Raw genomic sequence first — 18563 nt, 5'->3', positions numbered from 1 at the left:
GATTGAAATGAAGTATGTAGGAGCACACGTCAGTGCTGCTGGCGGTGCGGATCAAGCCGTCCAGCGAGCGGTTGATATTGGTGCGGATGCGTTTGCACTATTTACCAAGAATCAGCGTCAGTGGCAGGGCAAGCCCCTGACTGACAAAGCGATTGAAGATTTTAAAGCGGCCTGCCGGAAGCATGGCTTCAAGCCAGAACAGATCCTTCCTCACGATAGCTACCTGATCAACCTGGGGCATCCTGAAACGGAGGGACTTACGAAATCCCGCGCTGCCTTTTTAGACGAAATGCAGCGTTGCGAGCAGCTGGGCCTGACCCTGCTCAACTTTCACCCTGGCAGCCATCTCAATAAAATAAGTGAAGGCGATTGCTTAAAGCATATCGCCGAATCAGTTAACGAAACCCTTATCCATACTAAAGGCGTGACGGCGGTAATTGAAAACACTGCTGGCCAAGGCACCAATCTTGGCTGGCGCTTTGAACATCTGGCGGAAATTATTCGCCATGTTGACGATAAATCGCGAGTAGGCGTATGTATTGATACCTGCCACGCCTTCGCTGCGGGTTATGATTTGCGCACAACCGAGACAACGCAGGCAACCCTTGATGAGCTGGGCAGCGTGGTGGGGTTTGAGTATCTTCGCGGCATGCATATAAACGACGCCAAAAGCGCCTTTGCCAGCCGGGTTGATCGCCATCACAGCTTGGGCCAGGGCAATATTGGGCTGCCCGCCTTTACCGCCATCATGCAGGACGCGCGTATCAGCGGGATTCCGCTAATTCTGGAAACCATAGAGCCTGAGATCTGGCGTGATGAGATCAGCTGGTTGCGCGCTCAAGCGTCAGAGGCTGCTCCCGGCAGGTAGTGAATCACATCGTGAAAGCGTAAGCGCGTCGTCGCGCTATTGCGCATGGCGTGGGGCCGGTCTGCAAAAAAGCGCAGCCCCTCGCCAGCGCGCAGCGTCTGCCAGCGCTCGTCGATGCGCAGCTCCATTTCTCCCTCCACTACCACAATATGTTCCACCACCCCCTCGGCATGGGGCGATGATTCACTGATCGCCCCGGGCGCGAGCTCAATCATGAACATTTCAAAGCCCAGCAGCGGATCATAGGGAAATAGCAGCCGGGCCTGCATGCCTGCGCTGTCATCGCCCCACACCGACTCCCAACTGTCACGCTTAAGCTCGCCAAGCGTGGGCATCTGACTATCGAACAGAGTGGAAAACGACACTCGAAAACCGCTGGCGATCTTCCAGAGTGTGGACACCGTGGGGCTTGATTCACCGCGCTCGATCTGACCCAGCATCGCCTTGCTTACCCCAGTTTCAGCCGCCGTCTGGTCTAGGCTCCAGCCTCGCCCCTTGCGCAAGTGTTTGACGGTACTGGCAACGTGCTTGGCAATGGCAGGCGGCTCACGTGTCATGTCTCTCTCCTGTTAATTGGCCAGTGCGCCAATGGGATAAAGGCTCCATTTGGCTGCAGGCCAAGCGTCTCTACCTAACCTGAAAAAGCGGCACAAATGAAGCCATTATGGCTGATTTGTGCCGCTTTTAGATCAAGAACACCAAGGCATTTTAATGGCGATGCAGTTTCGGCGTTATTTGGCGGGAAAATTGGCGAAATGACGCTTTAATGATCCCCAATGCATCCGGGTCGCCATGTAATAGCGCCGACATATAGGCCTTCGCCTGCTCACGCTTGATATGCGGCGGTATCGGTGGCACATCCGGGTCAGTGAGCACCTCAAGCACAACGGGGCGGTCAGCACTCAATGCCTGCTCCCAGGCAATCGCAAGCGCTTCAGGGTCGCTGACCTTGATGCCTTTAAGCCCTATAAGCTCGGCATACTCAGCATAAGGGAAATCAGGAAGGTTCTGTGAGGCTTCGTATTTTGGATCGCCCTCCATAACACGCATTTCCCACGTGACCTGGTTAAGATCCCGGTTATTAAGCACCATGACGATCAAGCGCGGGTCAGCCCACTGCTGCCAATACTTGACGATGGTCATCAGCTCCGAGTTACCGTTCATCTGCATGGCGCCGTCGCCAACCAGCGCAATGGCTACGCGTTCTGGGTAAGCAAACTTGGCAGCAATCGCGTAAGGCACGCCATTGCCCATGGTGGCTAGCCCCCCGGAAAGCGATGCCATCATACCGCGCCGCAACTTGAGATCACGCGCGTACCAGTTAGCTGCAGAACCCGAATCACTAGTCAGAATGCAATTATCGGGCAAACGTGGCGACAATTCCCAGAAAACACGCTGCGGATTGATCGGCTCAGCGGCCGCCATTGCGCGTTCTTCAAGCACTTCCCACCATTGAGCCACGCTTTTCTCAATGCCCTCGCGCCAACCACAGTCATTCTTGTATTCCAGATATGGTAATAGCGCCTGTAAGGTGGCTGCGCTATCACCTATCAGGTTTACCTCCATGGGGTAGCGCATACTCACCTGCCGGCCATCAATATCAATCTGCACACCCCGGGCCTGCCCTTCCTCCGGTAAAAATTCTGAATAGGGAAAGCTTGAACCAATCATTAACAGCGTGTCGCAATTGGCCATCAGCTCCCAGCTGGGATTAGTGCCCAGCAAGCCGATAGAGCCGGTCACAAACGGCAAATCATCAGGAAGCACTGCACGCCCCAGCAGCGCTTTAGCAACACCCGCTCCCAATGTTTCAGCAACCTGAATGATCTCATCGGTCGCATTCAACGCCCCGGCACCCACTAAAATCGCTACTCTCTTCCCTTCGTTTAGCACCTGTGCCGCTTGGCGAAGATCATTATCGTGTGGGACCGTACGCGGGCGGGAATACCCCACACCGGAGTGAACCGTTCCGTGAGCATGCGCAGGCTTTTCAACGGCCGGCTGGGATTGAAGATCATTGGGAATAATGATTACCGTTACCGTACGCTCGGCTAAGGCAATACGTATGGCCCGGTCAATGAGATGACGAATCTGGGATGGGCTGGTCGCCATATGCACATATTCATGGGCAACATCTTTGAAAAGCGATACCAGGTCAACCTCCTGCTGGTATTCGCCGCCTAACGCGGCACGCGCCTGTTGGCCGACAATCGCAACCACCGGCTGGTGGTCCTTTTTGGCATCGTAAAGCCCATTCAGTAAATGAATGGCTCCTGGCCCCGATGTAGCGGTACAAACACCTACTTCCCCGGTGAACTTAGCATGGGCACACGCCATGAACGCTGCCATTTCCTCATGCCGGGCCTGCACGAATTCAAACTGATTACCGGCTCGGTTCAACGCACCCATAATGCCATTACTGCCATCCCCAGAGTAACCAAATATGCGTTTGACGCCCCATTCGCCTAGCCGCTGAATTAGGAAATCTCCAACCAGTTGCTTACTCATATAAGCCTCCATGGCAAAATCACTACCGTCGAAAATCTTAAAAAGAGAATCCAAAATAGTTATAGATGTTGCTCCCAGTAAAAACCAATTTCGCTAACATGTTATTGTATTTTTTACATATATATAACAATAAGTAATTTAAAATATAAATTTACACTGCTTACGAACTTTCTTAAATAAAGACAGCTAGTCATTAACCACCATTTGGTTAAAACGATAAAAATCAGTTACTAACGCTAAGCAATCATATAAAATATTTTTTAACACCCCTGTTATTTAGGATTACAACTACTAAAATTAGAAAAATAGGCCTATTTCTCAAGGACTTTCCTCTTGCTTAAAAACTTCATTAAAAAACTAGAAAACTTTCAATCCTTTACCGCTGAGGAAATCAATATTCTTGAGAGTTATCTAACGCCTGTGCGATTCTTAAATAAATCCGAAGACCTGATACAAGAAGCAGATAAACCTTATGAAGTTAATATCTTGCTGGAGGGTTGGGCGACTCGCTACAAGATCACCGAAGCAGGCAAATTCCAAACGCTTGCCTTTCTTATCCCTGGCGACGCCTGCGATGTACATATCACCTTAATAGAGCGGATGGATCACTCCATATGCGCCATCATACCCTCAAAATTTACGTCTATTCCCCAACACAGGATTGAAGAAATGTATGTAGATCACCCAAGGCTTGCCCGGGCGCTTTTCTGGTCAATGCTGGTAGACGAATCTACATTACGCGAGTGGATATTAAATATTGCAGGTAGGCAAGCTGATCAACGCATGGCGCATCTATTCTGCGAACTGCTTATCCGCTCGCGCGCAGCAGGCTTAACGAGCAGCCATGGTTTTATCCTTCCGCTTACCCAACAACAGGTAGGAGAAGCCATGGGTATTACGCCGGTGCATACAAGTCGGGTGCTCACCAGATTACGCACTGAAGGCTTGATCTCGTGGGAAAGTAAATTTCTACAAATACATGATTGGAAAAGGGTGAAGGATTTTTGCGGTTTTGATGCTACTTACTTGCATCTTGATAGAGCCCATCCAAGTTTGGCCCAAGACCTCTAGTCGCTAAAACCAGTATAGAGCAGCTCATCTAAGCAAGAAGCCCGACCAAGTGGTCGGGCTTTAACGCTACATCCTTGTAAGCTTTGCAAGCTTCCTGCCTACCCATCCCTAGGGAGCCTTCCTGACTCACCATTCCTTACTGGAGATCCTTATCCAGTAAAGCTAGAGTGCCATTATAAAATTGTACTGTAAGTAACATAGTATAAGTAATATAAACCAAATACGTTTAAACGGTTGTTTAAAATGTAGCCGAGGCATCACTTGCATACTTTAAAATTAGTTAAAAATAGTATTTTAATTACTTTGAAAATATTAGTTTTTTAATGCTCTCTATTCACGTCTTTAAAAAATTACAGAATAGTAACAATAGCGTATTAAATTCTTCCAAATAATTAAAAAATATAATCAATACGCTAACGAGTGCTTTTCCAAATCTGGTGGCCCGTTAGTTACCGTTTTAACTTCAACGGAAGAGATACTTACTCACGTTTCGTTTAGCCACTTAGCAGTGAAACTTTTTAATAAAAAATCAGCTGAACGCCATTTGTAACATGCTCAGCTTAGGCTATCTCATTGTGCGTTATAACGTACAATGCTAACATTAATTTGTGCGCTATAACATACAAATTCAGTATTCAAATTTAGGGGAGCGGTATGGCGGCAAACAATCTTGAGGAACAGGCATCGCCGCCTATCAGACAGGCGAGCTTCTGGAAAGATACCACCCTTTCCACCATTACCGCCGGTTTTGTGGCAGTTACCATTGGCTACACAAGTTCGGCGGCTATCATTTTTCAGGCGGCGGCAGCCAGCGGTGCTTCAGCAGCGCAAATCAGCTCCTGGCTCTGGGCGCTGGGGATCGGCATGGGGGTAACCTCGTTCGGGCTTTCGTTGCGCTACCGCATGCCGCTGCTTACCGCATGGTCAACGCCTGGCGCTGCCTTTCTCGCTACCAGCCTGCCGGGCATTCCACTAGAAGAAGCTATTGGTGCGTTTCTCTTTTCAGCTTTTTTAATCACCTTATGCGGCATTACTGGGCTTTTTGAGCGTCTCATGCGCTACATTCCCAGCGCCATAGCCGCCGCGATGCTGGCCGGTATTCTGCTGCGTTTTGGGCTGGAACTGTTTGAAGTGATGGAAAGCCAGTGGCTGGTGCCGCTTGTAATGCTGGCCGCCTGGGTAGCAGGCCGACGCCTATGGCCAACGCTTGCCGTGCCCGGCGTACTGTTAACCGGGTTGGGCTTGGCGCTATTTCAGGGACAAATCAATCTACAAGGTATCCCGCTTGCGCCCACTACACCGGTGCTTATGGCACCGGCGTTTTCATTATCTACACTAATTGGTATAGGTATCCCGCTGTTTGTGATTACCATGGCGACCCAGAACTTGCCTGGCGTAGCGGTTCTGCGCGCCGCAGGCTATCAGCCCAACAGTTCGCCACTAATTGGCTGGACCGGTGGCGCCACGCTGCTGCTTGCGCCGTTCGGTGGCTTTGCCCTCAACATGGCCGCAATCAGCGCAGCCGTTTGCATGGGGGCAGATGCCCACGCCGACCCGCGCCGCCGCTATACCGCCGGCATGGCCGCTGGTATCTTCTACATCATCATGGGGATTTTTGGTGCCACGGTAACCGGCGTATTTAATGCGCTGCCTGGCACATTGGTGATTTCACTGGCTGGGATCGCCTTGTTCAGTACACTTGCAGGTGGTTTGGCGAGTGCCTTTACGGAAAGCCAGCACCGCGATGCCGCCATTGTTACCTTTCTGTTGACTGGTTCGGGAATTACGCTGCTGGGTATCGGCGGGCCTTTCTGGGGGTTAGTGGCAGGCTTGATGACACTTAAGCTGACGGCTTCCAAACAAGGCGCCTAGCTTATTTAAAGATACATATTCAAAACAACAGACTTTCTAAACTACATCTTCCAAAACGATATGACCCCAGGCAGGTTCGCACTGTCTAGGGTCATGCTCCATCTGGCTAGTCCTAACAGTTACATAGTAGCCAGACGCTCCTCATCCAGCACGCCCGACATGCGCACCATGGCCAACGCCTCTTCAAGGTTAGCCATCTCTTCAATTTTTACCAGTTCGCTTTCAAGGCTGACCAGCTGGCCCGCCTTATCAGACAGCAGCTTTTCAAGTGACGCCACATCCAGCGCACCGCCCAGATGAAGCACATCAATGGAAGCGCTATTATTACTTGGCAAGTAGATAGTGCCATTTGAAAAGTCGACCGCGTAGGCAATCACGCCCGGCACGATAAAAAACAGAAGCCCTACCCCATTGGCAATGGCGACCACCGGGTCAACCTGGCCGCTAAGCTGCCCTTTTCGCTCTGGATGAAACATGGTACCGCAACCGCTCAACGCAACGATGGAGGCGCCGACCACGGCCCCCGTTAGCCAACGGCGTACAGTTTGCTGCATGAAAGTTCCCTCAAAAACATGGAAAACGGTAGCGGACAATGGTGTTCTGTTAGTAATGTCAGCGTTGCTACCGCTCGCAAAAACCCGCACATACTAGCACAAATGGCGATGCGCAAAGCCGTTTGGTGACAGCATGATTTTGCCGCGTTACCCGCTAAGTCGTACAATGCCCACATTCAACGTTAAGCCAGCGACTTTTTTACCATCAAGGAATATTTTCGCCCATGCGCGCCAGCCAATTATTAATTGCCACATTAAAAGAAACCCCGGCCGATGCCGAAGTCATCAGCCACCAGTTAATGTTGCGTGCAGGGATGATCCGGCGCCTGACGTCTGGCCTATACACCTGGCTCCCCCTTGGCTTACGTACGCTTCGCAAGGTGGAAGCCATTGTACGTGAAGAGATGAACCGCGCAGGCGCCCAGGAAGTGCTGATGCCGGCAGTACAACCCGCCGAGCTTTGGCAGGAGTCCGGCCGCTGGGAACAGTATGGCCCCGAGCTTCTGCGCGTGAAGGACCGCCATGAGCGCGACTACTGCGTTGGCCCTACCCATGAAGAAGTCATCACCGACCTTGTGCGTAAAGAGATCGCCAGCTACAAGCAGCTGCCGGTCAACTTCTACCAGATCCAGACCAAGTTCCGTGACGAAATTCGCCCGCGTTTTGGGGTGATGCGCTCGCGCGAATTTATCATGAAGGATGCCTACTCCTTCCACCTGGACGAAGAGTCGCTGAAAGAGACCTACCAGCGCATGTACGATGCCTACACCCGCATCTTTACTCGCCTGGGCCTGGACTTCCGCCCGGTGATTGCCGACAACGGTTCCATTGGAGGCACCGGCTCCCATGAGTTCCACGTGCTGGCGAGTTCGGGCGAAGACGACATCGTATTCTCCAATGGCTCCGACTACGCCGCGAACATGGAAAAAGCCGAAGCTCTGCCCGCCCCGCTGGGTAGTGACGTGCAGCGTGCAACGCCCACCGAAGAGATGCACCTGGTCGATACGCCTAATGCCAAGACTATCGCCGCGTTGGTTGAACAGTTTGATCTGCCTATCGAGAAAACAGTCAAGACGCTGATCGTACGCGGTGCTGAAGGCGGCTTGGTGGCTCTTCTGGTGCGAGGCGATCATGAGCTGAACGAGGTAAAAGCGGAAAACCTACCCCTAGTGGCAGCACCGCTTACCATGGGTAGCGAAGAGGAAATTCGTGCGGCAGCCGGTGCAGGCTTTGGCTCGCTTGGCCCGGTGAATCTTGACATGCCCATCATTGCCGACCATAGCGTCGCCCTGATGAGCGATTTTGGCGCAGGTGCCAATATCGAAGGGAAACACTACTTCGGCATCAACTGGGAACGCGATGTGGCGCTGCCCCAAGTGGCCGACTTGCGTAAGGTGGTCGAAGGCGACCCATCGCCGGACGGTAAAGGCACTCTTTCCATCAAGCGTGGTATTGAGGTGGGCCACGTGTTCCAGCTTGGCCAGAAGTACTCCGAGGCCATGAACGCGAGCGTCCTGGGCGATAACGGCAAAACCAGCCACCCTTGGATGGGCTGTTACGGCATCGGTATTACCCGTGTGGTGGCGGCGGCTATTGAGCAGAACCATGACGACGCCGGCATCATCTGGCCCAACGCGATTGCACCGTTCCAGGTAGCGCTGGTGCCCATGAATGCGCATAAGTCCCAGCGCGTACGTGAAGAATCCGAGCGCTTGTATCAAGCCCTGGCCGCCGCGGGCCTGGACGTACTGCTGGATGACCGTGATACACGCCCTGGCGTCAAGTTTGCCGACCTGGAATTGATGGGCGTTCCTCATCGTCTGGTGATTGGTGATCGTAGCCTGGATAACGGCGAGCTTGAGTACAAAGGCCGTCGTGATAGCGAAGCCACCATGGTACCTGCCGAGCAGATTGTTGATTTTCTGCTTGAAAAAGCCAGCCTAAGCCACACGCCGCAGTAAGCCTTAGCCCACCACCGTGCTGTAACTGGTCAGGCACGGTGGTGGATTTAGGAAATCACCTCATGACAAGGCTACTGGACTTCAAAGCCCATGCCGTCGCATCAAGTGTTGTCCTGGCTGGAAAACTTCACGTTACCACGTTAGAAGCTCACCACCTTGGGGGCCATATACAAAAAAACCGGCCCAGTGGGCCGGCAATAAGTAAGGAAGCTTACTGGCTTAGAGCAAGCCCCCTCCCCTGACATCAAAGCCAGCAGGCGATAAACCAACCTACTCACATTAACGCGATCATCACGAAGACTCCCTGTAAAAACAAACCGCTCATCCTGAGTGTTTCTCTGCCCTCGTGATATGCAAACATCCTAACGTGAACATGGCAGGCAGGAGCTGACCTGGATCAATGTTTGTCTATCCAGTGGCTCAATTAGCCGTCGCTCTGTTTTTAAGAGGCAATTGCAAGTGTTACAGCACTTTACGATCTTCCACCTTGCTGTGCTCGGTACCCGGCGGTAGTGGATGCCCTTTGGCAAGCTCGGCGCGGGTGGCCTCGCGCACATCCAGAATACGCACCTGATAACTTAGCGTACGCCCAGCAAGTGGATGATTGGTATCCACGGTAACACGATCCCCCGCCACATCGACCACGGTGACAATCTGCGGGCCAGCTTCGCCCTCGGTTTGAAAGCGGCTGCCGGGTGTAAGCTCGGCATTACCAAACGAGCCGCGGCCAACCTCTTGCACTAGCGCCTCATTGCGTAGGCCATAGGCTTCCTCCGGCGCAAGGGTCACTGTCAGCTCGTCGCCAGCGGCTAAGCCGGCTAACGCCTGTTCCAGGCCCGGCACAATATTGTCGTGGCCGTGCAGATACTCAAGCGGCTTGTTACGCGCCTGCGAGTCATCCAGGGTCTGTTCGCTTCCATCATTTAAAATATCGCTCAACACATAGTGCAGCGTGACGACCTGATGCGCCGTGATCGACATGGAAAACTCCTCTCCGTAAGCTATCTGCTTTATCCTAACCGTTTAATGCAGTTTACCACTTGGCCAAAGCCAACGTCTTTTGGAGTTGAACGACATGCCCACCCCTTTGCCCCAGCGCAGCTGGCTTGGCGCGTTGGCGATTTATTTTCGCGCGCCCGTTATTACCATGCTGTTTTTGGGGTTTTCCGCTGGCTTACCCTTTTTACTGGTGTTCTCTACACTTTCTGCCTGGCTACGCAGTGATGGCGTCGAGGTTGCCGCTATCGGCTTTTTTTCCTGGATTGGCATCCTGTATTCGATCAAGTTTTTCTGGGCGCCTGTGGTAGATCGCCTCGCCCTGCCGATTCTTACGCGTGTCTTTGGCCAACGCCGAGGCTGGATGCTATTGGCTCAGGCAATGATTGCGGCTGGTTTGGTGGGGCTGGCCGGTGCTGACCCGCTCGGCAACTTGGGGTTAGTTGCCGCTTTTGCCCTGTTGGTGGCGTTTGGTGCCGCAACACAGGATATTGCCATCGATGCTTACCGTATTGAATCGGCAGAAGATGATGTTCAGGCGGCGATGGCATCTACCTATATCATTGGCTATCGCGGTGGTTTGCTGGCCGCCGGGGCAGGTGCTTTGTACATCGCCGCAGCGGCTTCCTGGGATATGGCCTACCTGACCATGGCGGCCCTTGTAGGCGTGGGTGTTATCACCGTTCTTCTCCGTCCTGAGCCCAAGCGCGCCTCGCTGAGCGTTCAATTAATTCACGAGCCCAAAGTGCGGACGTTTATTCGTGCCAGTCGAGGCAAACCCAAAGCGCTACGCCGGTTTGGCGCCTGGGCGATTGGCGCGATCGTTTGCCCGTTTACCGATTTTTTCAGCCGCTATGGCGTTAAAGCGTTAGGCATACTGGTATTTATTGCTGTTTTCCGGATTAGCGATCTCACCATGGCGTCCATGGCTAACCCGCTTTATATCGATGTGGGTTTTTCCTTGGCTACCATCGCCAGCGTTACCAATATTTTCGGTATCGCCATGAGTATCGTGGGCGGGCTTCTAGGTGGGCTTTTAGTGGCGCGCTATGGCATAGGCCCGCTGCTGGTGTTTGGCGCAGGTTTTGTGATGCTAACCAATCTGCTGTTTGCCCTGCTGGCGCTGGTTGGCAATCAGGTGCCCGTGCTGGTAATCACCATCATTGGCGACAATCTCGCCAATGGACTGGCAAGTGCTGTGTTTATCGCCTTTTTATCCAGTCTGACGTCACGAGCCTATACCGCGACCCAATACGCGCTGTTTTCTTCGCTAATGACGTTACCGGGGAAATTCTTGAGCGGCTTCGGGGGGCTGATCGTCGCGGCACAGGGCTATGCCACATTTTTCGTTATTGCGACGCTACTGGGTCTTCCGGCCATACTATTGGCTATCTGGATCAGCCGGGACAAGCAGCTGGTGCCTACCCCTCAGCCGCGCTAGGCGGCTGAGGGCTTATATAGTCAACACGCAGTAAATTACTAACGGTGTTGATTCAACCATTCAAGCGCACCCGGCGTGGTGCGCCACTGATCACGCATTAACGTACGGTATTGCCACGCTTCGGCCCGCGAGCCAGGGTCTACCTGGCCATCGGCATGGGGCATGGCCGGGCGCGGGTTTTCGGCACAAATCATTTCCAGCGCATAGCGGCTATGGGCCATCACCTCGGCCAGTGCTTTCTCGGCGTCTTCCTGCTGGCCCAAACGATAAAGCGCCAGCGTGCGCCCCATCAACAGGCCCAAAACCAACGAGCCATCGTCATTGTTCTGATCCGCAAGCGCCAGCGCCTCCTGGTTGCGGTCATCACGCAATAGCTGGTCAAGCACCAGCTCTTTAAGGCCCAGGCTGTCTTCCTGATCAATCGCCAATAGCTCTTCGGCAAGTTCACGCGAGTGCTGGCGAGCACCGCGCTCCATGCCAACGACCAGTGCAAGGCCGGTACGCAGCAGCATGGCGTTATTGGCATCATCCCAGCACAGGCTACCCTCACCTTCGGCCCGGGCCTGCTCCAACCAGCGCGAGAGGCGCAGCGCCAAGGGTTCCAGCAGGCTGGGCGCCATCCACGGCAGGCTGCCAAAGCGATTGGTCAGCGCCAAGGTTAAATCCTGAACCACCTGGGGTGCATCCAACCATTCAGGGTTTGCGCATAGCGCGGACATCCACTCAACCGCATTGCCCCAGGGGTCATCGCGAAACCCAAGCGCCACGTCTTCATCGACCATAACCTGAAACTGCTCGTGCCAGGCCGCAAACAGCGTTTCTTCGCGGGCAGTGGTGGCATAGAGCAGATGGCCACTTTCAGGATCAACGCTGATATTGAGCTTTGGCGCGGTAGGCAATGCAGCAAGCAAGGCCTGCAAGGCTACCAGCGGCGTCGCCAGATCCTCTTCCGCACTCAATAGCTGATCGGCCAGGGTCGCGCCAGGGTTATCGGCAAGGGCTGCCAGAAAATCGAGCTGTTCTTGATCCAAGTCGCCCTGGCGAACCAGACGCCGATACCAGAAGTTGGCGCGCTCCTTGGCTTCTTCTTCGTGGCCTTCATGGAGCAGCAGCATGGCTTCAATGTAGGCGAGCGTCGGCGAATCAGGCAGCGCCTGCTGGGCTTTTACAAACGCGGCCCGGGCGCTGTCCAGGTCATCGTTATCCAGGTGCATCAGACAAAGGCGCTCAAGGGCAACGCCGCGTAAAAACAGCGGCCCGCGCTCCATCACGTCATCCAGCAGATCGGCCCGTTTGCGGGTAAAGCCGCGCTCCTGGTAGATATCCAGCAGGATCTCAAACGCAGGCTCGGCCTGCTCCGGCAGGCGCGACCAGTCGCTACCGTCAAATAGTGATTCCAGAATCTGCATGGCGCGCCCGGTCTGCCCGCTTTCCGCGGCAATCAGACCCGCTTCCAGCAGCGCCTGAGGCGGCGCCTGACGGCTTTCCAGCGCGGCTTTTAGCGTGGCGCCCTTCCATTCGCGCAGCGACAGCATCCACATCATCTGTTCAGGAATATCTGTCGGGAAATCAACCCGGTAACAGCACTGCTTGTATTTGCGGCCAGAATCGCACCAGCAGGGCTCGTTCCGCCCAGGTGTTGCCAGCGGCTCGCTGGCAAAGTCTAGGCGCGCTAACGGCGTTTGTGACCATAAAATGGGGGCCAGCGCCTGGGCGGTGGCTACATTACCGTTAAACGACTTGGCGCCTTCAGCGCGCACCCATGTCATGAAATCGGGATAGTGTTCTTGCTGCCTGATTGCCGAGAGTGCCCCGGAGGCAAATCCCAGCAGCTGATCGACCCATACCGCTAGCATTGCCGTCTCCACTGTCTTTGAAAGGCGCATTTTAAAAAGCGCGTTTTGAAAAGCGCCATAGTTTAGCATGACCGCCGGGGAACACGCAGGAGGATTGGCGAGGTGGCCCACGGCTGCTAGTGTTCAGCGTTTACCCAGTGGAAGAGACGCGATGAACGAACTGACACTTACGACCTGCCAAGGCCAGGCCATTGCGCCCCACCTGAGAGCCCTAGCACAGCTACGTATCCAGGTTTTTCACGACTTTCCCTATTTATACGATGGCAATCTGACCTACGAAGCCGATTACCTGGGTCGCTATGCAGCAAACCCGGCAAGCCTGTTTGTCCTCGCCTTCGATGGTGATCACCTCGTCGGCGCCTCTACAGGCCAGCCGCTAAGTGATGAAGTAGACGAGTTCAAACGCCCTTTTGAAGCCGCCGGTACCGCGCTTGATAGCGTGTTCTATTACGGCGAATCGGTGTTACTTCACGACTACCGGGGCCAAGGCATAGGTAAAGCCTTTATGGCCGCGCGCGAAGCCCACGCCGCTCGTGAAGGGTATGCAACTGCCGCTTTCTGCGCCGTTGAGCGCCCTGATGAGCATCCGCTTCGGCCCGAAAACTACCGGCCGCTTCATGGTTTTTGGAAAAGCCAGGGTTATCAACGCCGCACTGAGTTGACCACCACTTTTTCCTGGAAGGACATCGGCGAACAGCAGGAAAGTGACAAGACCCTGGTGTTCTGGCTAAAGACGCTGCGCTAACCGGTGGCACATCGGCCTAGCCTGGTTTGCTAGTGAGAGTTCGAGCGCGCCCAAGCCAGCAGTGGCTGAATACGCTCATGCATATTCAGCCGTGCTTTCAGGCGCATCAGGTTCCAGTAGTGGCCATTCAGCGCCCGGGAAAGCAGTAGCGTATCGGCCGGTGGCTGCAGGCGATCCATCGCCGCCCATACCTTAGGCGAAAGCTCACGCAGGCGGCGGTGCACGCGCACATCGCTTAAATCCTGCTCACCCGGCTCAAACAGCGGGGCAATACATTCAGCCGCCTCACAATACAGTGAAAGCGGCGCGCCCTGCCCCTGGCGTCCGCCCATATTGGCCATCGCCTCATCCATGGCCATGGGATCGTGGGCCAAGGTGGCATCGAGTAGCTGCATCATGGCGTTCAGGCGGCCTTCCGGCACCGGAATCACCGCACCAAAATCGTAGATAATCAAACGCCCCTGCTCATCGGCGGCAAAGTTGCCCGCGTGCGGGTCGGCGTGTAGCTCCCCAAAGGTGAAGAGTTCCTGAGTGATCCAGTCGGCAAGCGTCGCGGCTACCCGTTGGCGTAGTGCATCTTCAGCATTTTCCAGCTCACGTAGCGGGGTACCGGATACATAAGACATGGCCAGAACATGCTGGCCCGAAAGCGCAAACAGCGGCTCGGGTATTACGAGCCGCGGATCACTCTGGTAGCGCTCTCGATAACGTGCCAGGGCGTTTGCCTCGGCCTGATAATCCAGCTCATCACGAAGTCCCGCTGCCAGTTCCTCGAACAGTGCATCCAGGCGCGCCTGGGGCACTTTAAACCAGCGGCCTAGGCTCATAATGCGCCGTAACTGTTTTAGGTCATTTTCCAGCACATCGGCTAGGCCCGGATACTGAACTTTCAGCACCACTGCTTCGCCTTCATGGGTCATCGCTTTATGTACTTGCCCCATGGAGGCGCTGGCAAATGGCGTTTCTTCAACCTCAGTAAAGTACGTATGGATATCACCGTACTGCAGCTCCAGCGCTTCATGAATGCGTGGCCAGGGCATGGGGTCGGCCTGGCGTTGCAGGCGAGCAAGTTCATCGGCTAAATCCGGCGGCAGCAGGTCGTCCCACTGGGACATCATCTGCGCCATCTTCATGGCCGGGCCTTTCAGCTCGGAAAGTCCTTCAAACAGCGCCTCGCCCAGCGCGCGCCAATCGGCCTGGCCGCCCAGGCGTGTTTTAAGCATCGCACCGCCCGTACGCGCGCTCAAGCCCATTAACCGCCGTGTTCTACCGCGTTCACGCATATGGCCGTCTCTCTAAGAACGCAGAATGTATTTTGGGAAGCCGAGTTCTCCGACTGCCTAACCACCTCTGTTACCATAGGCGCATTTCGAACAGACGTTAAGGCCACGCTTCGCATGCGCTTGATCATTGCCGAAAAACCCAGCCTTGCCCGGGCCATTGCCGAAGCGCTGCCGGGTAGCCCCAAACGCCAGGAAGGCGCCATCATTTGCGGTGATACCACCGTGACCTGGTGTTTAGGCCACCTGCTTGAGCAGTCGCCTCCTGAAGCCTACGATCCCGCCGATAAACAGTGGCGGCTGGATCGCCTGCCCATTGTTCCCGGTATCTGGAAGCTGGCCCCGCGTGCCAAGGCGCGGGGCCAGTTAGCGGTAATTCGCAAGCTGATCAAGCAGGCTACAGAAGTCGTACATGCCGGCGACCCGGATCGTGAAGGCCAGTTGCTGGTGCAGGAAGTGATTGAGCACTTAAAGTACCGAGGCCCGGTCACACGCCTGTTAATCAGCGACCTTAACCGCCCCGCGGTAAGCCGCGCACTTGCCAAACTGCGCTCCAATCAGGAATTCCAGCCACTTTTTCAGGCAGCCCAGGCGCGTTCACGCGCCGACTGGCTGTATGGAATCAACTTGACTCGCGCCTGGACGCTAACCGGCCGTCAGGCAGGCCACGATGGCGTGCTTTCGGTTGGTCGCGTGCAAACCCCGGTACTCGGGCTGATTGTTCGCCGCGATAACGCCATACGAGATTTCAAACCCCACCCGTTCTACCCACTATGGGTGGACCTCAAGGTCGCCAACGGTCAGCTGCGCGCCTGGTGGGCGCCTAAGGAAAACCAGCCATTAGACGATCAAGGCCGTTTGATTGACCGCAAACCCGCCGATGCGCTAGCGGCCAAGCTGCCGGGCGCTACCGGCCAGCTCACCAAGCTTGATCAACAGGAAAAACGCCAGGCACCGCCGCTGCCCTACTCGCTTTCAGCTTTACAGGTAGATGCGGCCCGCCGTCATGGGCTTTCCGCGCAAATGGTGCTGGATATCTGTCAGCGGCTTTACGAGCAGCACAAATTGATTACCTACCCACGCTCCGACTGCCGCTACTTGCCTGAAGAGCATTTGCCGCTTGCCCAGCGCAGCTTGAGCGGCGCCTGTCAGAATGACGCCACACTCAGGCAATGGCTGAACGGCGCCGACTTCACCCTGCGCTCCAAGGCGTGGAACGACAAGCAGGTAGGCGCTCACCACGCGCTTGCTCCCACCGGAAAACCGGCGGATTTCAGCCAGCTCTCGGTCACCGAAGGCCACGTGTTTCGGCTGGTGGTGCGCAACATGATGGCGCAGTTCTACCGCCCCTTGCGTACCTTTGAAGTCAAAGCCGAATTCACCTTGTTAAATGAAGCGTTTCGCGCCCGTGGCCAAAGCATCCTCGACCCTGGCTGGAAACCTCTCTTCACTACCAAAGAAGAAGCGCCGCCCCTGCCGACGCTTACTCAGGGTGAAGCCTGCCAAGCCCTGAACGCCGGTGTGGAAGAGAAAGAGACCCGCCCGCCGGAGCCATTTACCGATGCAAGCCTAATCAAGGCGATGATGAACATCGGCCGCTATGTGGAAGACCCTGCCGTTCGCCGCACCCTGCGAGACACCGACGGCCTGGGCACCGAGGCCACCCGCGCCGGTATCATTGAAACCCTGGTACAGCGCGGGTATCTCGTGCGTCAGCAAAAGGCCCTGCGCGCTACCAAGCTCGGCTGCGCGTTGATCGCCGCCCTACCCAGCGCCGTCAGCACGCCAGAGCGTACCGCGCTATGGGAGCAGCGCCTGCGCGCCATTTCCGAACAGCAAGATGACCCAGGCGCCTTTCAACAGGCGTTATTGGACGACTTGCGCGGGCTGCTCACCCACAGCGACGCTGCCAAACTAAGGCAGAGCCTGCAAACGGCCCAGGGCGAAGCCGGTAGCCCAGCCAAGCGCACGAGCAAGCCAAGGAAGAGCTATACAAAAAGGAAAAGTACCGGAGGGAGGAAGAAGTAGGATAACGGTGACGGGATAGATACCTCTTTACGCATGTGCTTGCACCAAGCGTCACTACTGTCTATACAGAAGGTAGGATACGGTTCTGTGGCCAATACATGAAGGTCAGCATGGAGCGATTGGTTGAGCATGCTATAGCCAACCACTGGGCGATAATCGACGCGACTGAACGAGGCCTACTGAGTTTCTTTTGTCTGATCTCTCCCGCCCGCCCATTCGAGGAGTTCAAGCATGATACGACGAACACTTCCCCTCATTATTGCCCTGCTAGGCGCTGGCTCCATGATCACGCTCCAGGCTGCCGAGCCGGCAGCCCCTCAGGATGAAAGCAGTGCACTGGCTCCTCACGCAATGCCCGATAAGCCGAATATAGATACCGGCACGGCCGGTACCACGAGCGGCATTACAGGTGCGGATATGGATCAGGAGGATGAAACCACCGGTGGTGGTCAATCGCGGGGCGATGCCATGTTCCAGACCCCTGCCTCCCAGTCCGATGCTGGGCCCGTCTACGAAACCGAGTCACCGGAGCACGAAGAGGCGCGGCTGCCGGATGAACCGCTGGGTGCCGATGATAGTGGGCGCCAGGAAGATGGTGAACCACAGGCCAGCACCTCTGACTCGCCCGAATAAGCCGTTGGCAGTAAGCCCTGAAGACAAGCTTGCCATTGGCAAAATGACACCGCGACGCATCGCCAAACAAAAACAGACTGCTATGCTTAACAGATAAACCTGTTTTGTCAGAAGCTTATAATATTCATAACAAATCGACAGGAGGCCGTCATGACTCTGAAGGTTACGCGAAGACAGTTCTTCAAACTCGGTGCAGTCGGCATGGCCACATCCAGCATGGCGATGATGGGCTTTGCTCCTGAGCCTGCGGTCGCATCGATCCGCCACTTTAAGCTTACCGGTGCCAAGATAACCCGCAGCAACTGTACCTACTGCTCGGTGGGCTGCGGCGTGCTGCTCTATAGCCGCGGCGATGGAGCGATCAACAGTATTGATAACATCTACCATGTCGAGGGCGACCCAGACCATCCGGTCAGTCGCGGCTCGCTGTGTCCCAAGGGGGCGGGACTACTCGACTACATTCAGAGCGAATCGCGCCTGAAGTATCCCCAGGTACGCGAACCCGGCACCCATGAGTGGAAACGCATCAGCTGGGACGAGGCGCTGACACGCATCGCCCGACACATGAAGGATGATCGCGATGCCAACTTTGTCGACCAGGACGCTGAAGGCAATACGATCAACCAGTGGACCACGACCGGAATGCTGGCGGCATCCGCCTCGACCAACGAGACGGCTTACCTGAGCCAGAAGATAGCCCGTAGCCTTGGCATGGTGGTACTCGACAACCAGGCACGCGTCTGACACGGA

At 55.2% G+C, this 18563-nt stretch carries 15 protein-coding genes; 9 read left to right on the top strand and 6 right to left on the bottom strand.

The annotated features are described in order from the left end of the window. Window positions 1–7: 7 nt before the first annotated feature. A complete protein-coding gene (gene nfo, locus ELY38_RS09575; RefSeq protein WP_127061699.1) occupies window positions 8–868 on the top strand; it encodes a deoxyribonuclease IV in 861 nt (286 codons plus the stop codon). Here nfo and ELY38_RS09570 read toward each other — a convergent pair. Beyond that, a complete protein-coding gene (locus ELY38_RS09570) occupies window positions 838–1425 on the bottom strand; it encodes a helix-turn-helix domain-containing protein (RefSeq protein ID WP_127061697.1) in 588 nt (195 codons plus the stop codon). The two genes, nfo and ELY38_RS09570, sit on opposite strands and share 31 nt — an antisense overlap. A gap of 151 nt (window positions 1426–1576) precedes the next feature. Continuing rightward, window positions 1577–3376, bottom strand: a complete 1800-nt coding sequence (locus tag ELY38_RS09565) for a thiamine pyrophosphate-requiring protein (RefSeq protein ID WP_127061695.1) — start codon at window positions 3374–3376, stop codon at window positions 1577–1579. A 333-nt stretch (window positions 3377–3709) separates the two neighbouring features. On the opposite strand from ELY38_RS09565, the gene ELY38_RS19400 reads away from it, so the two are divergent. Next, entirely contained in the window at window positions 3710–4447 is a 738-nt protein-coding gene (locus ELY38_RS19400) for a Crp/Fnr family transcriptional regulator (protein WP_246009116.1), read from the top strand. Window positions 4448–5101: 654 nt separating this feature from the next. Then, window positions 5102–6319: a benzoate/H(+) symporter BenE family transporter gene (locus ELY38_RS09555; protein ID WP_127061694.1), complete on the top strand. Its 1218-nt coding sequence runs from the start codon at window positions 5102–5104 to the stop codon at window positions 6317–6319. Between the two features lie 119 nt (window positions 6320–6438). Here ELY38_RS09555 and ELY38_RS09550 read toward each other — a convergent pair whose 3' ends face one another. Beyond that, on the bottom strand, window positions 6439–6873 hold the full coding sequence (locus ELY38_RS09550) for a hypothetical protein (RefSeq protein ID WP_127061692.1): 435 nt from the start codon (window positions 6871–6873) through the stop codon (window positions 6439–6441). A 224-nt stretch (window positions 6874–7097) separates the two neighbouring features. On the opposite strand from ELY38_RS09550, the gene ELY38_RS09545 reads away from it, so the two are divergent. Then, complete coding sequence (locus ELY38_RS09545; RefSeq protein ID WP_127061690.1) at window positions 7098–8834, top strand: proline--tRNA ligase; 1737 nt, start codon at window positions 7098–7100, stop codon at window positions 8832–8834. Between the two features lie 462 nt (window positions 8835–9296). On the opposite strand, the gene ELY38_RS09540 is transcribed toward ELY38_RS09545, so the two are convergent. Then, complete coding sequence (locus ELY38_RS09540) at window positions 9297–9815, bottom strand: FKBP-type peptidyl-prolyl cis-trans isomerase (protein ID WP_127061688.1); 519 nt, start codon at window positions 9813–9815, stop codon at window positions 9297–9299. A 94-nt stretch (window positions 9816–9909) separates the two neighbouring features. On the opposite strand from ELY38_RS09540, the gene ELY38_RS09535 reads away from it, so the two are divergent. After that, on the top strand, window positions 9910–11271 hold the full coding sequence (locus ELY38_RS09535) for an AmpG family muropeptide MFS transporter (protein WP_127061686.1): 1362 nt from the start codon (window positions 9910–9912) through the stop codon (window positions 11269–11271). 38 nt (window positions 11272–11309) lie between these two features. Here ELY38_RS09535 and ELY38_RS09530 read toward each other — a convergent pair whose 3' ends face one another. After that, window positions 11310–13127: an SEC-C domain-containing protein gene (locus tag ELY38_RS09530; protein WP_127061684.1), complete on the bottom strand. Its 1818-nt coding sequence runs from the start codon at window positions 13125–13127 to the stop codon at window positions 11310–11312. A 151-nt stretch (window positions 13128–13278) separates the two neighbouring features. Here ELY38_RS09530 and ELY38_RS09525 point away from each other — a divergent pair, with 151 nt between their 5' ends. Beyond that, complete coding sequence (locus ELY38_RS09525) at window positions 13279–13872, top strand: GNAT family N-acetyltransferase (RefSeq protein ID WP_127061682.1); 594 nt, start codon at window positions 13279–13281, stop codon at window positions 13870–13872. A gap of 29 nt (window positions 13873–13901) precedes the next feature. Here ELY38_RS09525 and ELY38_RS09520 read toward each other — a convergent pair whose 3' ends face one another. Beyond that, window positions 13902–15155 carry an ABC1 kinase family protein gene (locus ELY38_RS09520; protein WP_127061680.1) on the bottom strand — a complete coding sequence of 418 codons (1254 nt, stop codon included), beginning with the start codon at window positions 15153–15155 and terminating at the stop codon, window positions 13902–13904. A gap of 114 nt (window positions 15156–15269) precedes the next feature. Here ELY38_RS09520 and ELY38_RS09515 point away from each other — a divergent pair, with 114 nt between their 5' ends. From ELY38_RS09515 to ELY38_RS19735, 3 genes are all read left to right on the top strand, one after another. Next, window positions 15270–17180 (top strand): DNA topoisomerase III, encoded by a 1911-nt coding sequence (locus ELY38_RS09515; RefSeq protein ID WP_127061678.1) that lies wholly within the window; start codon window positions 15270–15272, stop codon window positions 17178–17180. 231 nt (window positions 17181–17411) lie between these two features. Beyond that, window positions 17412–17813, top strand: a complete 402-nt coding sequence (locus ELY38_RS09510; protein ID WP_246009115.1) for a hypothetical protein — start codon at window positions 17412–17414, stop codon at window positions 17811–17813. A 150-nt stretch (window positions 17814–17963) separates the two neighbouring features. Further along, a complete protein-coding gene (locus ELY38_RS19735; RefSeq protein WP_127061676.1) occupies window positions 17964–18557 on the top strand; it encodes a molybdopterin-dependent oxidoreductase in 594 nt (197 codons plus the stop codon). Window positions 18558–18563: the final 6 nt, after the last annotated feature.

This window comes from Vreelandella nanhaiensis, assembly GCF_003990185.1.
Taxonomy (GTDB): Bacteria; Pseudomonadota; Gammaproteobacteria; order Pseudomonadales; family Halomonadaceae; genus Vreelandella; species Vreelandella nanhaiensis.
The sequence above is the reverse complement of the archived record's forward strand: the minus strand, read 5'-3'. Positions and strand labels throughout refer to the sequence as shown.